Genomic DNA, 17,734 nt, shown 5'->3' on the forward strand with positions numbered 1-17,734 from the left:
TCAGCTCGCGGCCTCGGGCACGACCTTGCCGTCCTTGACCAGGCCGATCTTGGTGGCGTGGATGCCGACGCCGTTGGCGTCGTAGGTGTAGTCACCGAGCAGCCCGGCGCGCTTGACGCCGCGGATGGCGTCGGCGAGCTTCTGGCCGCCCTCGCCGTTCGTCTGCTTGAGCGCCTCGACGAGGATGGACGCGCCGTCGTAGGCCTTGGCGACGTGCATGCGGGCGTCCTCGTTGTAGGCGGCCTTGTACTTGGCGGCGAACTCCTTGATCTCCGGGGTGGCCTCGTTGCTCAGGTAGGGGGAGCTGACGATGGTGCCCTCGGCGTTGCCGAGGCCGGCGGTGGTGGCGTACACGTCGGTGCCCACGGGGGCGCCGCCGGCGAAGACGGCCTTGATGCCGAGCTCGCGGGCCTGCTTGGCGATCAGCCCCGACTGGACCTCTTCGGCGCCGATGAACAGCACGTCGGGGCTCTGCTCGCGGATCTTGGCCAGGTTGGCGTTGAAGTCCTTCTGGTCGGGGGTGACCACCTCGTCGGCGACGGGGGTGACGTTCCTGGTCTTGAGCGAGCTCAGGAAGGCGTCGTGCTCGCCCGCCCCGTACGCGCCGTTGTTGCTGATCAGCGCGATCTTCTTGTGGCCCTTCTCGTCCACCAGGTACTTGGCGAGCGTCTCGTCGAAGGTGACGCTGGTGGGAGCGTTGAGGAAGAGGAAGGGGCTCTTCAGCTCGGCCAGCTTGGGCGACTGGCCCGAGGTGATGTTGGGGATCTTGGCGTCCTTGAGTATCGGCGCCATGGCGAGGGTGACCGCGCTCTCGGCGGTGCCGAGCATGGCGATGTAGCCCTCGGCGGCGATCTTCCTGGCCACGTTGGTGCCGACGGTGGGGTCGCCCTGGCTGTCGAACAGGTCGAGCTGGATCTGCCGGCCGTTCACGCCGCCGGCCTTGTTGGCCTCGTCGACGGCGAGCTTGACGCCCTTGTGCTCCCACTGGCCGAGCGAGCTGAGCTGGCCGCTCTGGGCGTTGACGTTGGCGATCTTGATGGGGCCGGTGGCGGTGGCTCCCGAGTCGGTGGACTGGCCGGGCGGGGCGCACGCGGCGAGGGCTATCAGTGCCGCGGCTGCGATGGGGAATCTCGTGAAACGCACGGTTCACCTCTAGGGGGGTGGGTGAGGACTAATTCACGGACTAGTACGTTCGTTATAGGCGACGGGAAACGCTGAGGGAATCTCGAAAGCGCAACGGTTCCGGCCCGGAGGGCGGGCAGCCTGGTCAGGCCGCTCAGTCGGCGAAGTGGCCCTGATAGATGTCCTTGATGTTCCAGTGCCCCGGCGTGGGCACCGGCTCGTTGACCATCGGCACGTCGATGACGGCGGGCCGCCGGTTCGCGACGGCCTCGCGCAGCGCCCGGCCGAGGTCGGAAGGGGCGGCGACGGTGTGGCCGTCGGCGCCGCACGCCCGCGCGAGCGCGGCGAAGTCGGGGCTGTAGGACCGCCCGGCGGGGTCGGTGAAGTCGCAGCCGTGGCTGCGGCCGAAGTGCGCCGACTGCAGGTCCGAGATCGTGCCGTGCGAGCGGTTGTTCATCACCACGAACACGACCGGGGCGCCCTGCTCGACCGCCAGCGGCACGGCGGGAAGCTGCGCGCTCATGCCGCCGTCGCCGATCAGCGCGATCACGGTCCTGCCCGGCTCGGCGAGCTGCACGCCGACCGCGGCGGCCGGGCCGAAGCCCATCGTGGAGGCGCCTCCGGGCGTGATGAAGCGGCCCTCGGCGGGCAGCTCGTAGCACTGGGCGACGCCGTTCTTGTTCCAGCCCACGTCGGTGACCAGGACCGCGTCCGGCGGCAGCGTGTCCCGCAGGTCCTTCAGGATGCGCTCGGGGCGCAGGGGGAAGTCGTCGCTCAGGCCGCGCTCCCGGCTGGCCGCGTACAGCTCCGAGCGCGCGCCGGCGATCTGCTTGCGCACCTCGTCCCGGGAGCGGGCGGGGTGGGCCGCGACGGCGTCCGCGATCGCGGTGACCGCGAGCCGCACGTCGGCGACGGCGCCGATCTCCGCCGGGTAGTTGCGGCCGATCTCGGCCGGGTCGATGTCGATCTGGATCAGCGTGCTGTGCGAGAAGTCCCAGGTGAAGCGGGGGTCCCAGGAGCTGGCGTCGGTCTCGGCGAAGCGGGTGGCGAGGGCCAGCACCACGTCCGCCTCGCGGGCGCAGGCGTTGGTGAGCTCAAGCCCCCAGAAGCCCGGCATCCCGAGGACCAGCGGATGCGCGTCGGGAACGGTGCCCTTGGCCATGAGCGAGTGCACGATCGGGATGTCGAGGTGCTCGGCCAGCCGGATCAGGGGCTCGGGGTCCTCGCGCAGGCCGCCGCCCACGTAGATCAGCGGGCGCTCGGCGCCGGCGAGGCGGGAGGCGATCAGCCGCGCGGTCTCCTCCGGCAGCCCGGGCGGGGCCGTCCTGCTGATCGGCGGGTGCGGCGCGGCGGGCCGGGAGAAGACGTCCATCGGCACGTTGACCAGCACCGCCCCCGGCCGGCCCGTGGTGGCGGTCCAGAACGCGCGCTCGACGAAGCGGCCGAGATCCTGGGCCCGGTGCACGTTCCAGGCCCGCTTGACGAACGGCCGGAACACGCTCGCCTGATCGGCGTCGGCGTGCAGGTTGATCTCCTGGTGCGGGTGCCGGCCGTGGTAGTAGGACGGGATGTCGCCGGAGATCACCACCAGCGGCACGGAGTCCAGCGCGGCCGTCATGACGCCGGTCGCCGCGTTGGTCAGCCCGGGGCCCACGTGCACCAGCAGCACACCCGGCCTGCCGGAGGCGCGGGCGTAGCCGTCGGCGGCGTGCGCCGCCGCCTGCTCGTGGCGGGCGATGACGAAGCGGATCGGGCTGTCGGCCAGCGCGTCCAGGACGGCGATGTTGGTGTGCCCGCAGGTGCCGAAGACGTACTCGACGCCGAGCTCTTCGAGCTGGGCGACGAGGGCGCGGGCGGCCGTGGTGGTCACTGGTCTCCCCAAATTGTCAGGCCCTTGAGCAGGAGGGTCTTGGTCACGGTGAAGTCCTCGATCATCCAGCGCGGCGACTCGCGGCCGATGCCGGAGTCCTTCACGCCGCCGAACGGGACGTGGTCGAGGCGGAAGTTGGACGAGCCGTTGACGACCAGGCCGCCGACCTCCAGCTCGCGCCAGGCGGTGACGATGCGGCGCACGTCGTGGGTGAACAGCCCGGCCTGCAGCCCGTACGGACTGCGGTTGCACTCCTCGACGACCTCCTCGAAGCCGTCGTAGGGGAGCACGGCCACCAGCGCGCCGAACACCTCCTCCCGCACCACCCTGGCCTCGGCGGGCGGGCCGACGACGACGGTCGGCGCCATCACCGCGCCCTCGCGCGTGCCGCCGGCCGTCACCCGGGCGCCCTGGCCGGCGGCCTCGGCGGTCCAGCGGACCACCCGCTCGGCCGCGTCGTCGTCCACCATGGAGCCCACGTCGGTGGCCGGGTCCAGGGGGTCGCCCACGGCCAGGCCCTTGACCTCGGCCGTCAGCGCCTCGGCGAACTCCTCGAACCGGCTGCGGTGCACGTAGACGCGTTGCACGGAGATGCAGCTCTGGCCCGAGTTGCTGTAGCCGGTGCGCGCGCACACCCGCGCAGCCTCCGCGATGTCGGCGTCCTCGCAGACGATGGTGGCGGCGTTGCCGCCGAGTTCGAGCATGACCCGCTTCGGGCCGGCGGCGTGGGCGACGGCGTGCCCGGCCGTGACGCCGCCGGTGAAGCTGACGACGGCGATCTCCGGGGCGGCGCACAGCCGCGCGCCCACGTCACCGCCGCCGTGCAGGATCTGCACCGCCTCCACCGGCATCCCCGCCTCCAGGAGGATCTCCACCAGGGCGGTCGAGACCGCGGGAGCCTGCGGCGGCGGCTTGGCGATCGTGGTGTTCCCGGCCGCGAAGGACGCGGCGAGCTTGTGGGCCAGCAGGTTGGCCGGGGCGTTGAAGGGGGTGATCGCCAGCACCGGGCCGGCCGGGGCGCGCTGCGTGATCGCGGTGTTCCCCACCCCGCGGCCCCAGCCCGCCACCGGCAGCACCTCGCCGCCGATCATCCGCGCCTCGGCCGCGGCGACGGACAGGGTGTCGGCGACACGTAAGATCTCGCCGCGCCCGTCCTTGAGCGGTTTGCCCAGCTCCACGGCCAGCAGGCCGGCCAGTCGCTCGCCCTGCGCGGTGACGGACGCGGCGGCACGTTCCAAGATGTCGGCCCGCGTGGCGGGCGCCAACCGCGCGACCTGTCTCGCCGCCTGCCGGGCGTAGGCCAGGGCCGCGGTGAGGTCGCCGGCCTGGGCGGTCCGGGCCCGGCTGACGACCTGCCGTGAATAGGGGCCGACGCGTTCGGCGTGTTCGCCGCCGGTCAACCACTCCCCGGCGACAAAGCACCCGGCTTCGTTGATGGTGTTCATGGCTGAGGACTCCCATTGATCCGCGCAGTGGTTCTTTAACTCCGCACTGTGGATTGCCTCACGGTAAGAGCACGGCGAAGGTTCTGGCAAGAGGGTCACGTGAACCGCTGGATGGAGCTTCTGGACCGCCAAGCGGACTGGGTGTTAGCGTACGGACCACGTGAGAGGGTGAGCGCAGATTCACCTTCAACCCACTAGTGAGGATCCGTGCCTTCGAACATTTCTGCGGGGTCGGGGCCGGGGGAGAGCGGGGGCGTACGCAGCGTTCAGCGCGCGTTCGACATCCTCTCGCTGCTCACCGAGAACCGGCGGACGCTGACCATCCGCGAAGTCGTCGACGAGACAGGGCTGGCCAAGACCACGGCCCTGCGCCTGCTGCAGACCCTGGAACACATGGGGCTGCTGTGGGCCACGCCGAAGGGCTACGCGGCGGGGCCCGCGCTGTGGCGCTGGGCGCACCTGGCCCGCTCGGCGTGGGAGCTGCCGCCGGAGACCGTGCAGCTCATGCGCGAGCTGAGCGCCCGGCACCGCGAGACCGTCAACCTCTACGTGCTGCGCGACACCCACCGCATCTGCATCGCCCAGCAGGAGAGCCCGCAGCCGCTGCGCCACGTGGTGCGGGTCGGCGACGAGCTGCCCCTGTGGGCCGGCGCCTCGTCCAAGATCCTGCTCAGGGACGCGCCGGAGCGGCTGCTCGCCAGGGTGGCCCGCTCCTCCCCGTACGGGGAGGCCCATCTGACGACCCTGCGGGAGTGGATCGACCAGGCCGCCCGCGACGGCTTCACGGTCAGCCACGGCGAACGGGAGCCCGGCCTGTCGGCGGTCGCCGTCCCGGTCGTGGGGGGCTCGGGGGCGATCGTGGCGGCGCTGACGCTGAGCGGGCCGACGGTCCGCTTCACCGAGGACCGGGTCGAGGAGTTCACCGCTGATCTGCGCGAGGCGGCCAAGCGAATGTCGGAGCGCGGGTTCGACCACCCTCTGACCTGACTTCTATGGAGCGTGAATGCATCGTCAGCAGTTGCCACTGGACGGCGTCAAGGTCGTGGACCTGACCAACGTTCTGGCGGGCCCGTACTGCAGCTATCAACTGATGCTGTTCGGCGCCGAGGTGGTCAAGGTCGAGTTGCCCGGCGCCGGGGACCTCGCCCGGCGGCTGGGGCCGGACCCCGAGCTCAACCGCGAGCGGATGGGCGCCTCCTTCCTGGCCCAGAACGCGGGCAAGAAGTCGGTCGAGCTCGACCTGAAGAGCCCGGCGGGGCGGGCCGCCTTCGAGACGATGCTCGCCGAGGCCGACGTCCTGCTGGAGAACTTCCGGGCCGGGGTGATGGCCAGGCTCGGCTACGGCTGGGAGCGCCTGCGCGAGCTCAACCCCGGCCTGGTCTACTGCGCGATCACCGGCTTCGGGCAGAGCGGCCCGATGAGCGGCGCCCCCGCCTACGACCAGATCATCCAGGGGCTGTCCGGCATGATGAGCGTCACCGGCACACCCGACACGGCTCCGCTGCGCGTCGGCTTCCCCATCTGTGACACCCTCGGCGGGCTGATGGCGGGCCTGGCGATCTGCGCGGCGCTGGCCGGGCGGCAGCGCAGCGGGCGCGGCTGCTTCCTGGACCTGTCGATGCTGGAGGCGTCGATCTCCGCGATGGGCTGGACCGTCTCCAACTACCTGGTCAGCGGGGTCGAGCCGGAGCCGATGGGCGACCAGAACGCCACCGCCGCGCCGTCCGGCACGTTCGAGACCGCCGACGGGCCGCTCAACATCGCCGCCAACCAGCAGGCCCAGTTCGAGACGCTGTGCCGGCTCGTCGGCCGGCCCGACCTGGCCGCCGACCCCCGCTTCGCCGAGCGGGAGGCGCGCAAGAACCACCGGCAGGCACTCAACCAGGAGCTCAACAAGGCGCTCCGCGCCAGGACCGCGCTGGAGTGGGAGGAACTGCTCTCCCGAGCGGGCGTGCCCGCCGCGCGCATCCTCACCGTCCCCCAGGCGCTCGCCCTCGACCAGGTACGCCACCGCGGCTTCCTGACCGAGGTGCCGCTGCCCGGATCCGGCGAGCGGCCGGTCACCGTCACCGGCAACGGAGTGGTCATGGACGGCGTCGCCCTGCGCCCACGCGGGCCCGCCCCGCTGCTCGGGCAGCACAACGCCGAGTTCGAGGCCGTACGGTGAACGGGCCGACGTCCGCGGCGGCCGACTGGTGGGCCACCGCCGTGTCGCGGGTCGAGCCCGACCTCATCGAGTTGCGCGGAGAGCCGGTACAGGACCTCATCGGGCGGATCGGCTTCGCCGAGCTGATCTGGCTCATGCTGCGCGGCGAACGGCCCGACCCGCGCCGGGCGGCGCTGCTGGAGGCGGCGCTCGTCTCGTCGGTCGACCACGGGCCGCACGCGCCGTCCATCGCCGTCGCCCGGATGGCCGCCACCTGCGGCGTGGGGCTCAACAACGCCGTCGCCACCGGCGTCAACCTGCTCGGCGACGTGCACGGGGGCGCGGGTGAGCAGTGCGTCGGGCTGCTGGAGGAGGTGGTGGCGGACGGGGATCCGGCCGCCGTGGTCGCCCGGTGGCGCGCCACCGACAAGTACCTGCCCGGTTTCGGTCACCGCTTCCACCGGCGCGACCCGCGCCGCGATCCGCTGCTCGGCCTGGTGTCGGAGGCGGTCGCGGCCGGGGTGGTGACCGGCGCGTATCTGCGGGCCGCGCTGGAGGTGGAGCGGCTGATCGCGCCGGTGCCGATGAACATCGACGGCGCGACCGCCGTGGTCTACGCCGAGCTGGGCTTTCCCGCCCCGCTGGCGCGCGGGCTGTTCGTGCTCAGCAGGTCCGTGGGGATCCTGGCGCACGCCTGGGAGGAGACCGGTCAGGGCCGGCGCAACAAGGGGCCGATCCCGCCGTCCGTCCTGCCGACCTGGCTCTGAACGCGGCGGCGAGCCCTGCCGGGTCAGGCGTTCGCTCGGCGGAGGCGTTCGGTCGCCTGTGCCCTGAGCGCGTCGCCGGACACCGGGGCGTCGCCGTGGAGCGCTTCCCATCGGGCGTTGTGGGCGGCCGGCCACAAGCCGGCCGCCCACGCGACCTCCTGCTCCTCGGCCGTGAACGCGCGCCCCCGAGCGTCCTGATAGGCCGTCAGGAACGCCTCGGAGCTCTCGATCGGCGCCAGCGTGGGCGGCCCGGCGCTGGCGAACGCGCCACTCGCCGCGCCTGCCAGCGCCGCCTCCGGTTGCCAGGCCAGGCTGTCCCAGTCGTGCACCGCCCATATCTCCCGGCCGTGCCATCGGAGGTTCTGCGCCTCGAAGTCGGCGTGGCCCAGCACGCACGGCAGGCCGGCGGCCAGCATCCGCCTGCGTGCCCGGTCGGCCGTGTCGACGACGTACGCGGGCACCGCGCTCTGATCCCGCTCATCGAGGAACGCGATGGCCGGCCACACCCCGCCATCCGCGTGGTCCCAGCGCACCCAGCGCGGGTTCGGCAGCGGCGGCGCGACGGTCACGCCGGTCAGCTCGGCCATCAGCCGGGCGAACACCTCCGCGTAACGCACGGCCACGTCCGGCGAGTCCCCGTGCAGCACCTCCCCGCCGGGGCGGAACTCCTCGGCGTGCACGGCCAGCGCGCCGACGCCGACCGCCGGCGTGAGCGGCCGGGCACAGGGAAACCCGCGCTCGACCAGCCGAGCCTGCGCCGCGACACACGACGCGGCCCGGCCGTCATCGGCGCGGGTCTTGACCGCGACGTCCCTGCCGTCGGCCAGCCGGAGACCGAACACCGCCGACGTCTGCCGCAGCTGGAACAGCACGTCGGCGGGTTCGGAGCCCAGCTGGTCCAGACACCAGCCCGGCAACCAGTCCGGCAGATCATCCAACGCCATACCGAGGACTGTGCCACGGCTCCGGAGCCGGCCGCTCAGTAAACGACGATCTTGCCGGTGTTCTGCGGGAAGATCGCGTCGTTGTAGAAGTACTCGCCCGGGGTGTCGAAGGTGTGGGTGAAGGACTGGCCGGGCATCAGGACGCCGGTGTCGAACTCGTACTCGAAGAACGAGACGGCGGCGTGGGCGAAGGCGTTGCCGGCGGGGTTGACGAAGGTCACGGTCGTGCCCTTGGGGACCCGCAGGTGCTGGGGTGACATGGCGTTCTGGGCCACGGTGTTCTCGGTCGCGCCGGGCCGCTGGTTCGCGGCGTCCCATACCCGGCCGAGCGTGACCGTGGTGCCGGTGACGGCGGCCGTGCGGATGTCGTTGCGCTTCTTCGGCGGCGTCGGCGTGGCGGCCGGCGGGACCTTGCCGCCGAGCTTGAACGCCCACAGGTGGTCGCCCCTCGGGATGTCGGGGTAGGGCAGGCCGTTGCCGCCCGCCAGCACCGCGATGTACTGCTCGCCGTCGATCTCGTAGCTGATCGGGCTGGTGTGCACCCCGGCGCCGCACTGGAAGCTCCACAGGACGCTGCCGTCGGTGTCGTCCATGGCGTGCAGCACCCCGTCGGGCCCGCCCTGGAACATCACCCGCCCCGCCGTGGTCAGGATGCCGTTGCCGTGGGCGAGCGACCACTCCCGGTCCAGCGTCCACACCGGGGTGTTGGTCCGCGGATCGACCGCCGCGATGCCGCCCGCGAAGTGCTCGCCGAGAGGGCGGGAGGTGTTGACCCGCCCGTCGCGGCTGTTGGAGAAGCCCGAGTTGATCAGCCCGTAGCCGACGTAGATCCAGCCCGTGTGCGGGTTGTACGACAGGTGCGCCCAGTCGGCGCCGCCGCCCGCCCCCGGGAAGATGATCGTCGCCCGGTCCCAGTGCGGCGTGTACAGCCCGCCCCAGGCGTAGAACGGCACCGGCCGGGTGGCCTTGCCGAACTCGGGAGCCTGCGTGATGAACGGCTCGCCGCCCGGGAACGGCTGCGTGGCCGCCGTCTTCTGCCGCGGGTCCTGGGGGACCGGGCGCTCCTCCATGCCGTGCAGCGGCTCGCCGCTGGCCCGGTCGAGGATGTAGAACATGCCGACCTTGCTGCCGTACACCACGGCCTTGCGCATGCGGCCCTTGACCTTGATGTCGATCAGCACCGGCGCCATGACGTTGTCGAGGTCCCAGATGTCGTGGTGCACCGACTGGAAATGCCACTTGCGTCGGCCGGTCTTGGCGTCGATGGCCACGATCGAGTTGGCGAACAGGTTGTCGCCGCCCCGGCCGGAGCCGTCCAGGCGCGGGTAGGAGCCGCCGAACGTCCAGTAGACCAGCCCGAGGTCCGGATCGACGGCCGGGTGGATCCACGGGACGGCCCCGCCGGTCTTCCAGGACTCGCCCTCCCAGGTGTCGTTGCCGAACTGGCCCTCGCCGGGGCACGACCAGAACGTCCAGGCGACCTCGCCGGTGGCGGCCTTCAGCGCGTACGCCCGGCCGCGCGCGCCGCCGGTGCTGCCCTGCATGCCGACGTAGATCAGCCCGTCCCAGTAGACGACCGCGCCGGCCAGGGTGCCGGTCAGGCCGCCGCACTGGCCGTTCTGCGGGTCGCAGCCGCCGGTGTCGCCGCCGCCCTCGCCGTCGGTGATGAGCTGCCGCTGCCAGGCGATCTCGCCGGTGTCCTGCTTCAGCGCGTACACGATGTTGGCGCCGGAGGTGGAGAAGACCAGGCCCTCGCCCAGGGCGACGCCGCGCATGTTCGTCTGCCTGGTGCCGAGGTTGGTCTTCCACCTGACGGCGCCGGTCCTGCCGTCCACGGCGAAGACGTTCTGCTGGGTGGTCTGGACGTACAGGACGCCGTTCTGCACGACGCAGGTGCTCTGCTGGGCGGCCGACGTGCTGCCGCCCTCCAGGTTGACGTGCCAGGCGCCGCCGAGCCGCTGCACCGTGCGGGGCGTGATCTGCCTCAGCGGCGAGTAGTTGTGATTGCCCAGGTTGCCGCAGACCTTGGGGAAGTCCTTGCCCGTCACGCCCAGCGACGCGGGCTGCCGCTCCAGCGGCGGGGCGGCGGCCTCGGCGGGGTCGGCGAGGGCGGCGGAGGCGGTCAGCGTGGCTGCCGCGCCGAGGAGGAAGTGACGTCGTTCCACGGGCACCCAATCTTCGGTGGTCCATTAAGCGGACCGGTAGAACCGTAAGACGGACGCACCTTAAGCTCGGGCCGCCGGTGAATTCAAGAGCTTGTCGTGGTGAGGATCTGTAGTTACGCTCAAGCCCCCGAGTGGACCAACTGTTCCACCTAGCGGTCTCCATGCGAGGTGCCCATGCGTAGCAAACTCTCCGTCGCCGCGGCCACCGGAGCAGCGTTACTCCTGCTCACCGCCACCGCCCCGAGCTCCGCCGCCTCCCCGGAGCCCGCCGGGAACCTCGGCGATCCCGACTACGGCGTCTGCCGGGGCACCGACCCGCGCTGCTACCACGACTGGGGCAACTTCGACCCGGCCAAGGGCTACAAGCTGCTCGTCTACAGCCGTACCGCCGGCCCGCGGCACGCCCACCTCGGCACCCCGCTCGGCCCCGGGCTCAACCCGCCGCTCAACGACGACAACGTCGCCGTCAGGGCCGTGGTGAAGCTGGGCCAGGAGAACGGCTTCGCCGTCGACTACACCGAGGACGTCACGCAGCTGTCCTCGGCGGGACGCCTGCTGGGCTACAACGCGGTGATGTTCCTGAGCACCACCCGCGACGCCCTCGACGACGCCGCGCAGACGGCGCTGCGCCAGTACGTCAGGGCCGGCGGCGGCTTCATCGGCGTGCACAACGCCTTCGGCACCGAATACAACTGGCCCTGGTACGAAGGACTGCTCGGCAACGCCAACTTCTACGACCACAGCGCCAACCAGCCCGGCACCGTCGAGACCGTCGACCGGCGCGACGCCTCCACCCAGGGCCTGCCCAGGACCTGGGCCTTCTCCGACGAGTGGTACAACCTCGTCCCCGCCCCCACCCGCGTCCGCGTCCTGGCCGAGGTGGACGAGCGCAGCCTGGCCCGAGGCGTACGCGGCAACCTCGGCCACCCCGGGCACGGCGAGCACCATCCGGTGAGCTGGTGCCAGTACTACGACGGCGGCAAGGCCTGGCTGACCACCCTCGGCCACGACGTCAGGGCCTGGACCGACGAGCCCGTGGAAGGCGACCAGTACTTCGTCCAGCACCTGCTCGGCGGGGTCAGGTCCGTGCTCGGCATGTCGGCCTTCTGCCGGTGACCGGCGGGCGGAGCCGCGATCACTCCCCGCCCTGCGCGGCGAGGCGCACCTGGGTGATGGCGTGGCGCTCGACGGCCACCACCTGGAAGCGCCAGCCGCCGATCTCCACGCTCTCCCCGGGGGCGGTGGGCACGTGCCCGAGCAGGGTCAGGACGAGCCCCGCGACCGTGGTGTAGTCGCCGTCGGGCCGCTCCTCCAGGTGCACGTCCAGGTCGGGCAGGTCGTGGACGGGGAACGTGCCGGTCAGCAGCAGCCCGCCGTCGGCCTCGCGGACGGCCGCCAGCACGTCGCGGTCGGTCTCGTCGTAGATCTCGCCGACCACCTCCTCCAGGAGGTCTTCGAGGGTGACGATGCCGTTGACGGAGCCGCGTTCGTCGATGACGAGGGCGAACTGCTGGCGTTCGGCCTTGAAGCGCCGCAGCGCGTCGGAGACGGGCAGGCTGTCGGGCAGCAGGAGCGGCGGGCGGGCCACGTCGGCGACGGTCGTGGCGTGCTCGTCGGTGAGCAGGTCGCGCAGGTTGACGACGCCGGTCACCTCGTCCAGGCCGCGTCCGCCGACGACCGGGGCGCGGGAGTGGCCGGAGGCGGCCAGCAGGCGGCGGGCCGGCTCGACGGGGGTGGCGGCGTCGAGGGTGAAGACCTCGCGGCGGGAGACCAGCACCTCGCGCAGGACCCGGTCGCTGATCTCGACCGCGCCGGAGATGATGAGCCGCTGCTCGGGGGTGAAGCCGCGGTGGGTGGCGACCAGGTCGCGGATCTCCTCGGGGCTGATCTCCTCGCGGTGCCGGTCCGGGTCGCCGCCCATGAGGCGTACGGCGAGGTCGGTGGACTTGGCGAGGGCCCAGACGATCGGCCGGGACAGGGTGGCGATGAGGCTGAGCGGGCGGGCCACCAGCAGGGCCCAGCTCTCGGCGCGCTGCATGGCGACCCGCTTGGGCGCGAGCTCGCCGAACACCAGCGTGAAGAACGTCAGCACGATCGTCACCAGCACGATGGCGATCGGGTTCGCGGCGTCGCCGAGGAAGCCGAGCAGCGGCACCAGCGGCTCGGCCAGGGTGACCGCCGCGGTGGCGGAGGCGAGGAAGCCGGACAGGGTGATGACGAGCTGGATGGTGGCGAGGAACTGGTTGGGGTCACGGGCCAGGCGGACGAGGACCTTGCCGCCCGGTCCGCGCTGTTCCAGCCGGCGGAGCTGGCCCTCACGCAGGGAGATCAGCGCCAGCTCGGAGCCGGCGAAGACGGCGTTGAGAATGACCAGGACCACGACGAGGGCGAGCTGAAACCAGTAGCCGTCCAAGGCAGAGGGGCTCCTTGAGAGAACGGTGACGCGGCGCGAAGCCGGCGGGGGGAACGCCGAGCGGCGGCTCGGGCGAGAGAAGACCGTGCGCGCGAACGAAGAGGCACCGGGCCACTGCCCGGTCGGGTATCGCACTCTTCCACGGAAGAGCCGTCACTCCACTCGTTCGTCGCGATCAGCACAGGTCACAGGGCAGAACGGATGAGAACGGGGCGAAGTTCCCATCGGTGCGGGGCTCACGCGGGGACGAGCAGCGTGGTCAGCAGGTCGTCCAGGCTGACGATCCCCGACACGTGGCCCGTCGCCGTGCGCACCAGCGCGACCTGCCCGTGGGCGCTCCGCAGCCGGCTCACCGCCTCGGCGATCGAGGCGTCCTCGGCCAGGTCCGGCAGCGGGTGGGCGAGCTGGGCGGCCGTCGTCCGGGTGTCGCCGCGGCGGCGCGCCAGGTAGGCGTCGCGGACGTGCACCACCCCGGACGGGGCGGTGAGCGGCCCGGCGATGAGGCGGGAGCGCCCGGCACGCAGGCAGGCGTCGATGATCTGCTGCGCGGTGGCGTCGGCGGGCACCGTGACCACCTGGCCGGCCGGGGTGACCAGGGTGGCGATGGGCGCGTCGGGGGCGCGCAGGGCCTGGGTGAGGACGGCGTGGTCGTCGGCCTCGATGAGGCCGAGCCGGCGCGACTCCTCCACCAGGTGCCGGAGCTGCGCGGGGGTCCGCGGCGCCTCCCCCTCTCCGCGCGGGTGGACCTTGAACAGCCGCAGCAGGCCGTTGGTGATGCCGTTGAGCGCGCTGATGAGCGGCCGCACCAGCAGGGTGAAGCCGCGGAACGGCAGCGCCAGGAGAGTGGCCGACCGCTCGGGGTGCGCGATCGCCCATGACTTGGGCGCCATCTCGCCGAGCACCATGTGCAGGAACGTCACCAGCGCCAGCGCGATCACGAACGCCACCGAGTGCGCGGCCGCGTCCGGCAGCCCCACGGCGTGGAAGAGCGGGGCGAGGGTGCCCGCGATCAGCGGCTCGGACACCACGCCGAGGCCGAGCGAGCACAGCGTGATGCCGAGCTGCGCCCCGGCCAGCATGAGCGACAGCTCCTTGATGCCCGCCAGGGCGGCCGAGGCGGCGCGGCTGCCCGAGGCGGCGGCCTTCTCCAGGCGGTGGCGTTTGGCGGCGACCAGCGCGAACTCGGCGGCGACGAAGAAGCCGTTGCCGACCAGCAGGAGCAGGGTCAGGACGAGACCGGTGATCACACTCACTGCTGCTCCTCGCTCTCGTCCCGGTAAGGGGTCAGGCGGACGCGTTCGGGGACGTGCCTGCGCAGGGTCAGGACCTCGACGCGGGCGTGCGTCGGGGCCTGCTCGTCCAGGGTGGCGGGCAGGCTGACGGTGATCGTCTCGCCGGGGGCGGCGAAACGGCCGAGCCGGTGCAGGACGAGCCCGGCGAGGGTGTCGTACTCGTCCTCGTCGGGCAGGGCCAGGTCGGTGGCCAGGGCGATCTCGTCGATGCGCAGACCGGCGTCCACCTCCCACGCCTCGCCCTGCCGCACGACGGCCGGGGCCTCCACGTCGTTCTCGTCGGCGATCTCGCCGACCAGCTCCTCGGCGACGTCCTCCCAGGTGAGCAGCCCGGCCAGGCCGCCGTGCTCGTTCACCACGCAGGCCACCTCCTCGCCGCGTTCGTGCATCTGCCGGGCCAGGTCCGGCAGCGCGAGGGAGAACGGGACGACGAGCACGTCCCGGCAGATGCTGCCGATCCGGACGCGGCCGGCGTCCTCGGGCGCGACGGCGGCGGCGTCGCGCAGGCTGACCACGCCGACCACGAGGTCGAAGGTGGCGCCCAGCACCGGGTAGTGGGTGTGGCCGTGCGCGGCGATCAGCTCGTCCAGATCCGCGACGGTGGCGATCGCGGGGACGGCGACGACGTCCACGCGCGGCACCATGACCTCCTCGGCGGTGTGCTCGGAGAAGGCCAGGGCCCGCTCCAGCACGTCGGCCTGGCTGCCGGGCAGGTGACCGTGGGCCTCGGACTCGCCGATGATGTGGCCGAGCTCTTCGAGGGTGGCGCCGTGGTGCAGCTCCTCGACCGGTTCGATGCCCACGGCGCGCAGCAGCCGGTTGGCCGCGGTGTCGAACAGCCTGACCACCGGGCCGGCGATCTTCAGGTAGACCAGGGTGGACCCGGCCAGCGCGCGGGCCAGCGGCTCCGGCCTGGCCAGGGCGAGGTTCTTGGGGGCCAGCTCGCCCAGCACCATCTGGATGACCGTGGCCAGCGCGAACCCGATCGCCAGGGCGACGGCGTCCACCAGGCCGGCGGACAGGCCCAGCGCGGTCAGGGCGGGGGCGATGAGCTCGGCCAGCGCGGGGCGGGCGATGAACCCGACGACCAGGGCGGTGACGGTGATGCCGAGCTGGGCGCCGGACAGCATGAACGACAACCGCTCCATCACCTGGACCGCCTTGGCGGCCTTCCTGTCGCCCGCCTCGGCCTGGGTGACCAGGGTGAGCCGGTCGGCGCTGACGTAGGCGAACTCCTGGGCGACGAAGTAGCCGGTGGCGGCGGTGAGGAGGAAGACGGCCAGCAGGCCGAGGGCCACGCTCACCTGGCACGCCCTGGTCCGAATCGCGGGCGGGTCAGGTTCGCCGACACGTACGCTCCCTTCTGTCTCACCGGACGGACCGGTGTGGAGAGCGCATGCGGGCAGGCCCGCCCGCATGCGCTGTCATTCGACGCTAGCGGATTCGTGCACTCAGCCGCTAACCGGGGCGTATTGCCTGGCATCGGGCTCCAGCCTCCGACCGTTCCCCCTACGATGATCGACGATCATGATCCTCTTCCAAGGACGGCCGGAAGTGTCCAGGCAAGAACGCGTTCGAAGGTTCCTGGAGAACCGGCTCGTGCAGCGAGCCGTCATCGTCGTGATCGTCGTCAACGCGATCACCATCGGCATGGAGACGAGCTCCCGCCTCATGGACGAGATCGGCGGCCTGCTGCACGCCGTCGACCGGATCGCGCTCGTCGTCTTCACCACCGAGATCGCCGCCCGCCTGTACGCCTACCGCAGGTCGTTCTTCAAGGACCCCTGGAACTGGTTCGACACCGTCATCGTCGCCGTCGCCCTCATCCCGGCCTCCGGACCCACGTCGGTGCTGCGGGCGTTGCGCATCCTGCGGGCGCTGCGGCTGGTCTCGGCGGTGCCCAGCATGCGCCGCGTGGTCGGCGCCCTGCTGACCGCGATGCCGGGCATGGCCTCCATCATCGGGCTGCTGGTCCTGCTGATCTACATCGCGGCGGTCATCGCCACGAAGCTGTTCGGCGACATCGTGCCCGAACGCTTCGACGAGCTGCCGCGCTCGCTGTTCACCCTGTTCCAGATCATGACCGGCGACGACTGGGGCAACGTCGCCCAGGACGTCATGGAGCACAAGCCGTGGGCGTGGCTGTTCTTCATCGCGTACATCCTCATGTCCACCTTCGTCGCGCTGAACCTGTTCATCGCGGTCGTGGTCAACGCCATGCACGAGAACGAGCCCTCGCCGGCCGAGCTGCAGACCCGGGCGGAGCTGAACGCCGTCCGGCAGGAGCTGGCCGCGCTGAACGCCAAACTGGATCAGCTGCTGCTGCGGGACGAACCGTCCTAGGCTGGTGGCGATGACGGGATCGGCGGCGGGCGCGCGGACGCAGGAGCAGATGCGGCAGCGGAACCTCAGCGAGGTGCTGCGCCGCGTCCACCAGGACGGAGCCGTGTCACGGGCCGCGCTCAGCCGCCGGATGGGCCTCAACCGCAGCACCATCATGGACCTGACCGCGGAGCTCGCCGCGGCCGGGCTCGTCCGCGAGGGCGTCCCCACCGGGCAGGGCCGCGCCGGGCGGCCGTCCATCGTCGTCATGCCCGAGCAGGGGACGGTGTACGGGCTCGCGTTCGACGTGGCCGTGGACCGGCTGCTCGCGGCACGGGTCGGGCTCGGCGGCCGGATCCTCGACCGCCGCGAGGCCGTCCGCGCCCGTGCGGGCGTCGACCTGGAGGACGTCGTCGGCGTCCTCGCCGCCTTCGGCCGCGAGCTGGTCGCCGGAGCCCCTCCGGACGCGGTGTGCGTGGGCGTCGGCGCGTCCTACTGCGGGCTGATCAGGCGCGCCGACGGCACCGTCCGCTACGGCCCGCACCTCGGCTGGGTGGACCAGGCGTTCGGCCCGGAGCTCGCCGCCGGGCTCGGCCTCGGGCTTCCCGTCGAGGTGGGCAACGAGGCGCACCTGGGCGCGGTCGCCGAGCACGTACGCGGCGCGGGACGCGACGTGGACAACCTCATCTACCTGCACGGGGACGTCGGCGTCGGCGGCGGGATCATCGTCGGGGGCGACCTCCTGGACGGCGACGCGGGCTACGGCTGCGAACTCGGGCACATGCTGATCAACCCGTTCGACGGGCGGCCCTGCCTGTGCGGGTCGCGCGGCTGCCTGGAGGCCGAGGTGGGGGAGGAGGCGCTGCTCGACTACGCGGGACGCTCCGGCGACCTCATCGGACGCCCCGGCATCCGGGCGGTCGTCGCCCTCGCCGGGGCCGGTGACGCCCGGGCACGGGACGCCGTCGACCGCGTCGGCGACTGGCTCGGCGTCGGCGTCGTCAACCTCATCAACCTGTTCAACCCGGCGCTCGTGGTCTTCGGCGGGATGCTCCGCGACATCTACCCGGCCGCCGCGCCGCGCGTCCGCGCCCGGATCGACGCGCATGTCCTGCCGGTGTCGCGCGAACGGGTCCGCCTGGCCGTGACGGCCCTGGGCGACGACACCACGCTCGCCGGGGCCGCCGAGCTCGCCTTCGCCGACCTGCTGGACAACCCGCTGAACGTCTTGGCCACCAGGCCCTGACG

14 protein-coding genes are annotated in these 17,734 nt (G+C 72.2%); 6 read left to right on the forward strand and 8 right to left on the reverse strand.

Going from position 1 to position 17,734, the window contains the following annotated elements:
- The 3 genes from AC27IY_RS31900 to AC27IY_RS31910 form a co-directional block, all read right to left on the reverse strand.
- Positions 1 to 1,143 carry an ABC transporter substrate-binding protein gene (locus AC27IY_RS31900; protein WP_487180169.1) on the reverse strand — a complete coding sequence of 381 codons (1,143 nt, stop codon included), beginning with the start codon at positions 1,141 to 1,143 and terminating at the stop codon, positions 1 to 3.
- Positions 1,144 to 1,276: 133 nt separating this feature from the next.
- On the reverse strand, positions 1,277 to 2,992 hold the full coding sequence (locus AC27IY_RS31905) for a thiamine pyrophosphate-binding protein (protein WP_487180170.1): 1,716 nt from the start codon (positions 2,990 to 2,992) through the stop codon (positions 1,277 to 1,279).
- Complete coding sequence (locus tag AC27IY_RS31910) at positions 2,989 to 4,437, reverse strand: aldehyde dehydrogenase family protein (RefSeq protein WP_487180171.1); 1,449 nt, start codon at positions 4,435 to 4,437, stop codon at positions 2,989 to 2,991. The genes AC27IY_RS31905 and AC27IY_RS31910 overlap by 4 nt, the downstream gene beginning before the upstream one ends.
- 207 nt (positions 4,438 to 4,644) lie before the next feature.
- On the opposite strand from AC27IY_RS31910, the gene AC27IY_RS31915 reads away from it, so the two are divergent.
- Genes AC27IY_RS31915 through AC27IY_RS31925 form a run of 3 tightly spaced genes read left to right on the forward strand, consistent with a single transcriptional unit; the run spans position 4,645 to position 7,350 of the window.
- Complete coding sequence (locus AC27IY_RS31915) at positions 4,645 to 5,424, forward strand: IclR family transcriptional regulator (RefSeq protein WP_487180172.1); 780 nt, start codon at positions 4,645 to 4,647, stop codon at positions 5,422 to 5,424.
- Positions 5,425 to 5,440: 16 nt separating this feature from the next.
- A complete protein-coding gene (locus tag AC27IY_RS31920) occupies positions 5,441 to 6,604 on the forward strand; it encodes a CaiB/BaiF CoA transferase family protein (protein WP_487180173.1) in 1,164 nt (387 codons plus the stop codon).
- A complete protein-coding gene (locus tag AC27IY_RS31925) occupies positions 6,601 to 7,350 on the forward strand; it encodes a citryl-CoA lyase (RefSeq protein WP_344207876.1) in 750 nt (249 codons plus the stop codon). The genes AC27IY_RS31920 and AC27IY_RS31925 overlap by 4 nt, the downstream gene beginning before the upstream one ends.
- A 23-nt stretch (positions 7,351 to 7,373) precedes the next feature.
- Here the strand turns inward: AC27IY_RS31925 and AC27IY_RS31930 are convergent, their stop codons facing one another.
- Positions 7,374 to 8,294 (reverse strand): aminoglycoside phosphotransferase/kinase family protein, encoded by a 921-nt coding sequence (locus tag AC27IY_RS31930; RefSeq protein ID WP_487180174.1) that lies wholly within the window; start codon positions 8,292 to 8,294, stop codon positions 7,374 to 7,376.
- 35 nt (positions 8,295 to 8,329) lie between these two features.
- Positions 8,330 to 10,459: an outer membrane protein assembly factor BamB family protein gene (locus tag AC27IY_RS31935; RefSeq protein ID WP_487180175.1), complete on the reverse strand. Its 2,130-nt coding sequence runs from the start codon at positions 10,457 to 10,459 to the stop codon at positions 8,330 to 8,332.
- A 174-nt stretch (positions 10,460 to 10,633) separates the two neighbouring features.
- Here AC27IY_RS31935 and AC27IY_RS31940 point away from each other — a divergent pair, with 174 nt between their 5' ends.
- Entirely contained in the window at positions 10,634 to 11,575 is a 942-nt protein-coding gene (locus tag AC27IY_RS31940; protein WP_487180176.1) for a ThuA domain-containing protein, read from the forward strand.
- A gap of 19 nt (positions 11,576 to 11,594) precedes the next feature.
- Here the strand turns inward: AC27IY_RS31940 and AC27IY_RS31945 are convergent, their stop codons facing one another.
- The 3 genes from AC27IY_RS31945 to AC27IY_RS31955 form a co-directional block, all read right to left on the reverse strand.
- Entirely contained in the window at positions 11,595 to 12,872 is a 1,278-nt protein-coding gene (locus AC27IY_RS31945; RefSeq protein WP_423450047.1) for a hemolysin family protein, read from the reverse strand.
- Between the two features lie 236 nt (positions 12,873 to 13,108).
- Positions 13,109 to 14,125, reverse strand: a complete 1,017-nt coding sequence (locus AC27IY_RS31950) for a hemolysin family protein (RefSeq protein WP_487180177.1) — start codon at positions 14,123 to 14,125, stop codon at positions 13,109 to 13,111.
- Positions 14,122 to 15,468 (reverse strand): hemolysin family protein, encoded by a 1,347-nt coding sequence (locus AC27IY_RS31955; protein WP_487180178.1) that lies wholly within the window; start codon positions 15,466 to 15,468, stop codon positions 14,122 to 14,124. The genes AC27IY_RS31950 and AC27IY_RS31955 overlap by 4 nt, the downstream gene beginning before the upstream one ends.
- Positions 15,469 to 15,718: 250 nt before the next feature.
- On the opposite strand from AC27IY_RS31955, the gene AC27IY_RS31960 reads away from it, so the two are divergent.
- Together AC27IY_RS31960 and AC27IY_RS31965 are read left to right on the forward strand one after the other, a co-directional pair.
- Positions 15,719 to 16,507, forward strand: a complete 789-nt coding sequence (locus AC27IY_RS31960; protein WP_344207885.1) for an ion transporter — start codon at positions 15,719 to 15,721, stop codon at positions 16,505 to 16,507.
- Positions 16,508 to 16,517: 10 nt separating this feature from the next.
- On the forward strand, positions 16,518 to 17,732 hold the full coding sequence (locus tag AC27IY_RS31965; RefSeq protein ID WP_487180179.1) for an ROK family transcriptional regulator: 1,215 nt from the start codon (positions 16,518 to 16,520) through the stop codon (positions 17,730 to 17,732).
- The last annotated feature ends 2 nt before the right edge of the window (positions 17,733 to 17,734 follow it).

The sequence above is a fragment of the Nonomuraea sp. B208 genome (assembly GCF_057536035.1).

What these genes read in the sequence shown, in the direction of transcription:
- AC27IY_RS31940 (WP_487180176.1), top strand. Translation starts at nt 10,634, where the DNA reads ATGCGTAGCAAACTCTCCGTCGCCGCGGCCACCGGAGCAGCGTTACTC.
- AC27IY_RS31965 (WP_487180179.1), top strand. Translation starts at nt 16,518, where the DNA reads ATGACGGGATCGGCGGCGGGCGCGCGGACGCAGGAGCAGATGCGGCAG.
- AC27IY_RS31920 (WP_487180173.1), top strand. Translation starts at nt 5,441, where the DNA reads ATGCATCGTCAGCAGTTGCCACTGGACGGCGTCAAGGTCGTGGACCTG.
- AC27IY_RS31930 (WP_487180174.1), bottom strand. Translation starts at nt 8,294, where the DNA reads ATGGCGTTGGATGATCTGCCGGACTGGTTGCCGGGCTGGTGTCTGGAC.
- AC27IY_RS31910 (WP_487180171.1), bottom strand. Translation starts at nt 4,437, where the DNA reads ATGAACACCATCAACGAAGCCGGGTGCTTTGTCGCCGGGGAGTGGTTG.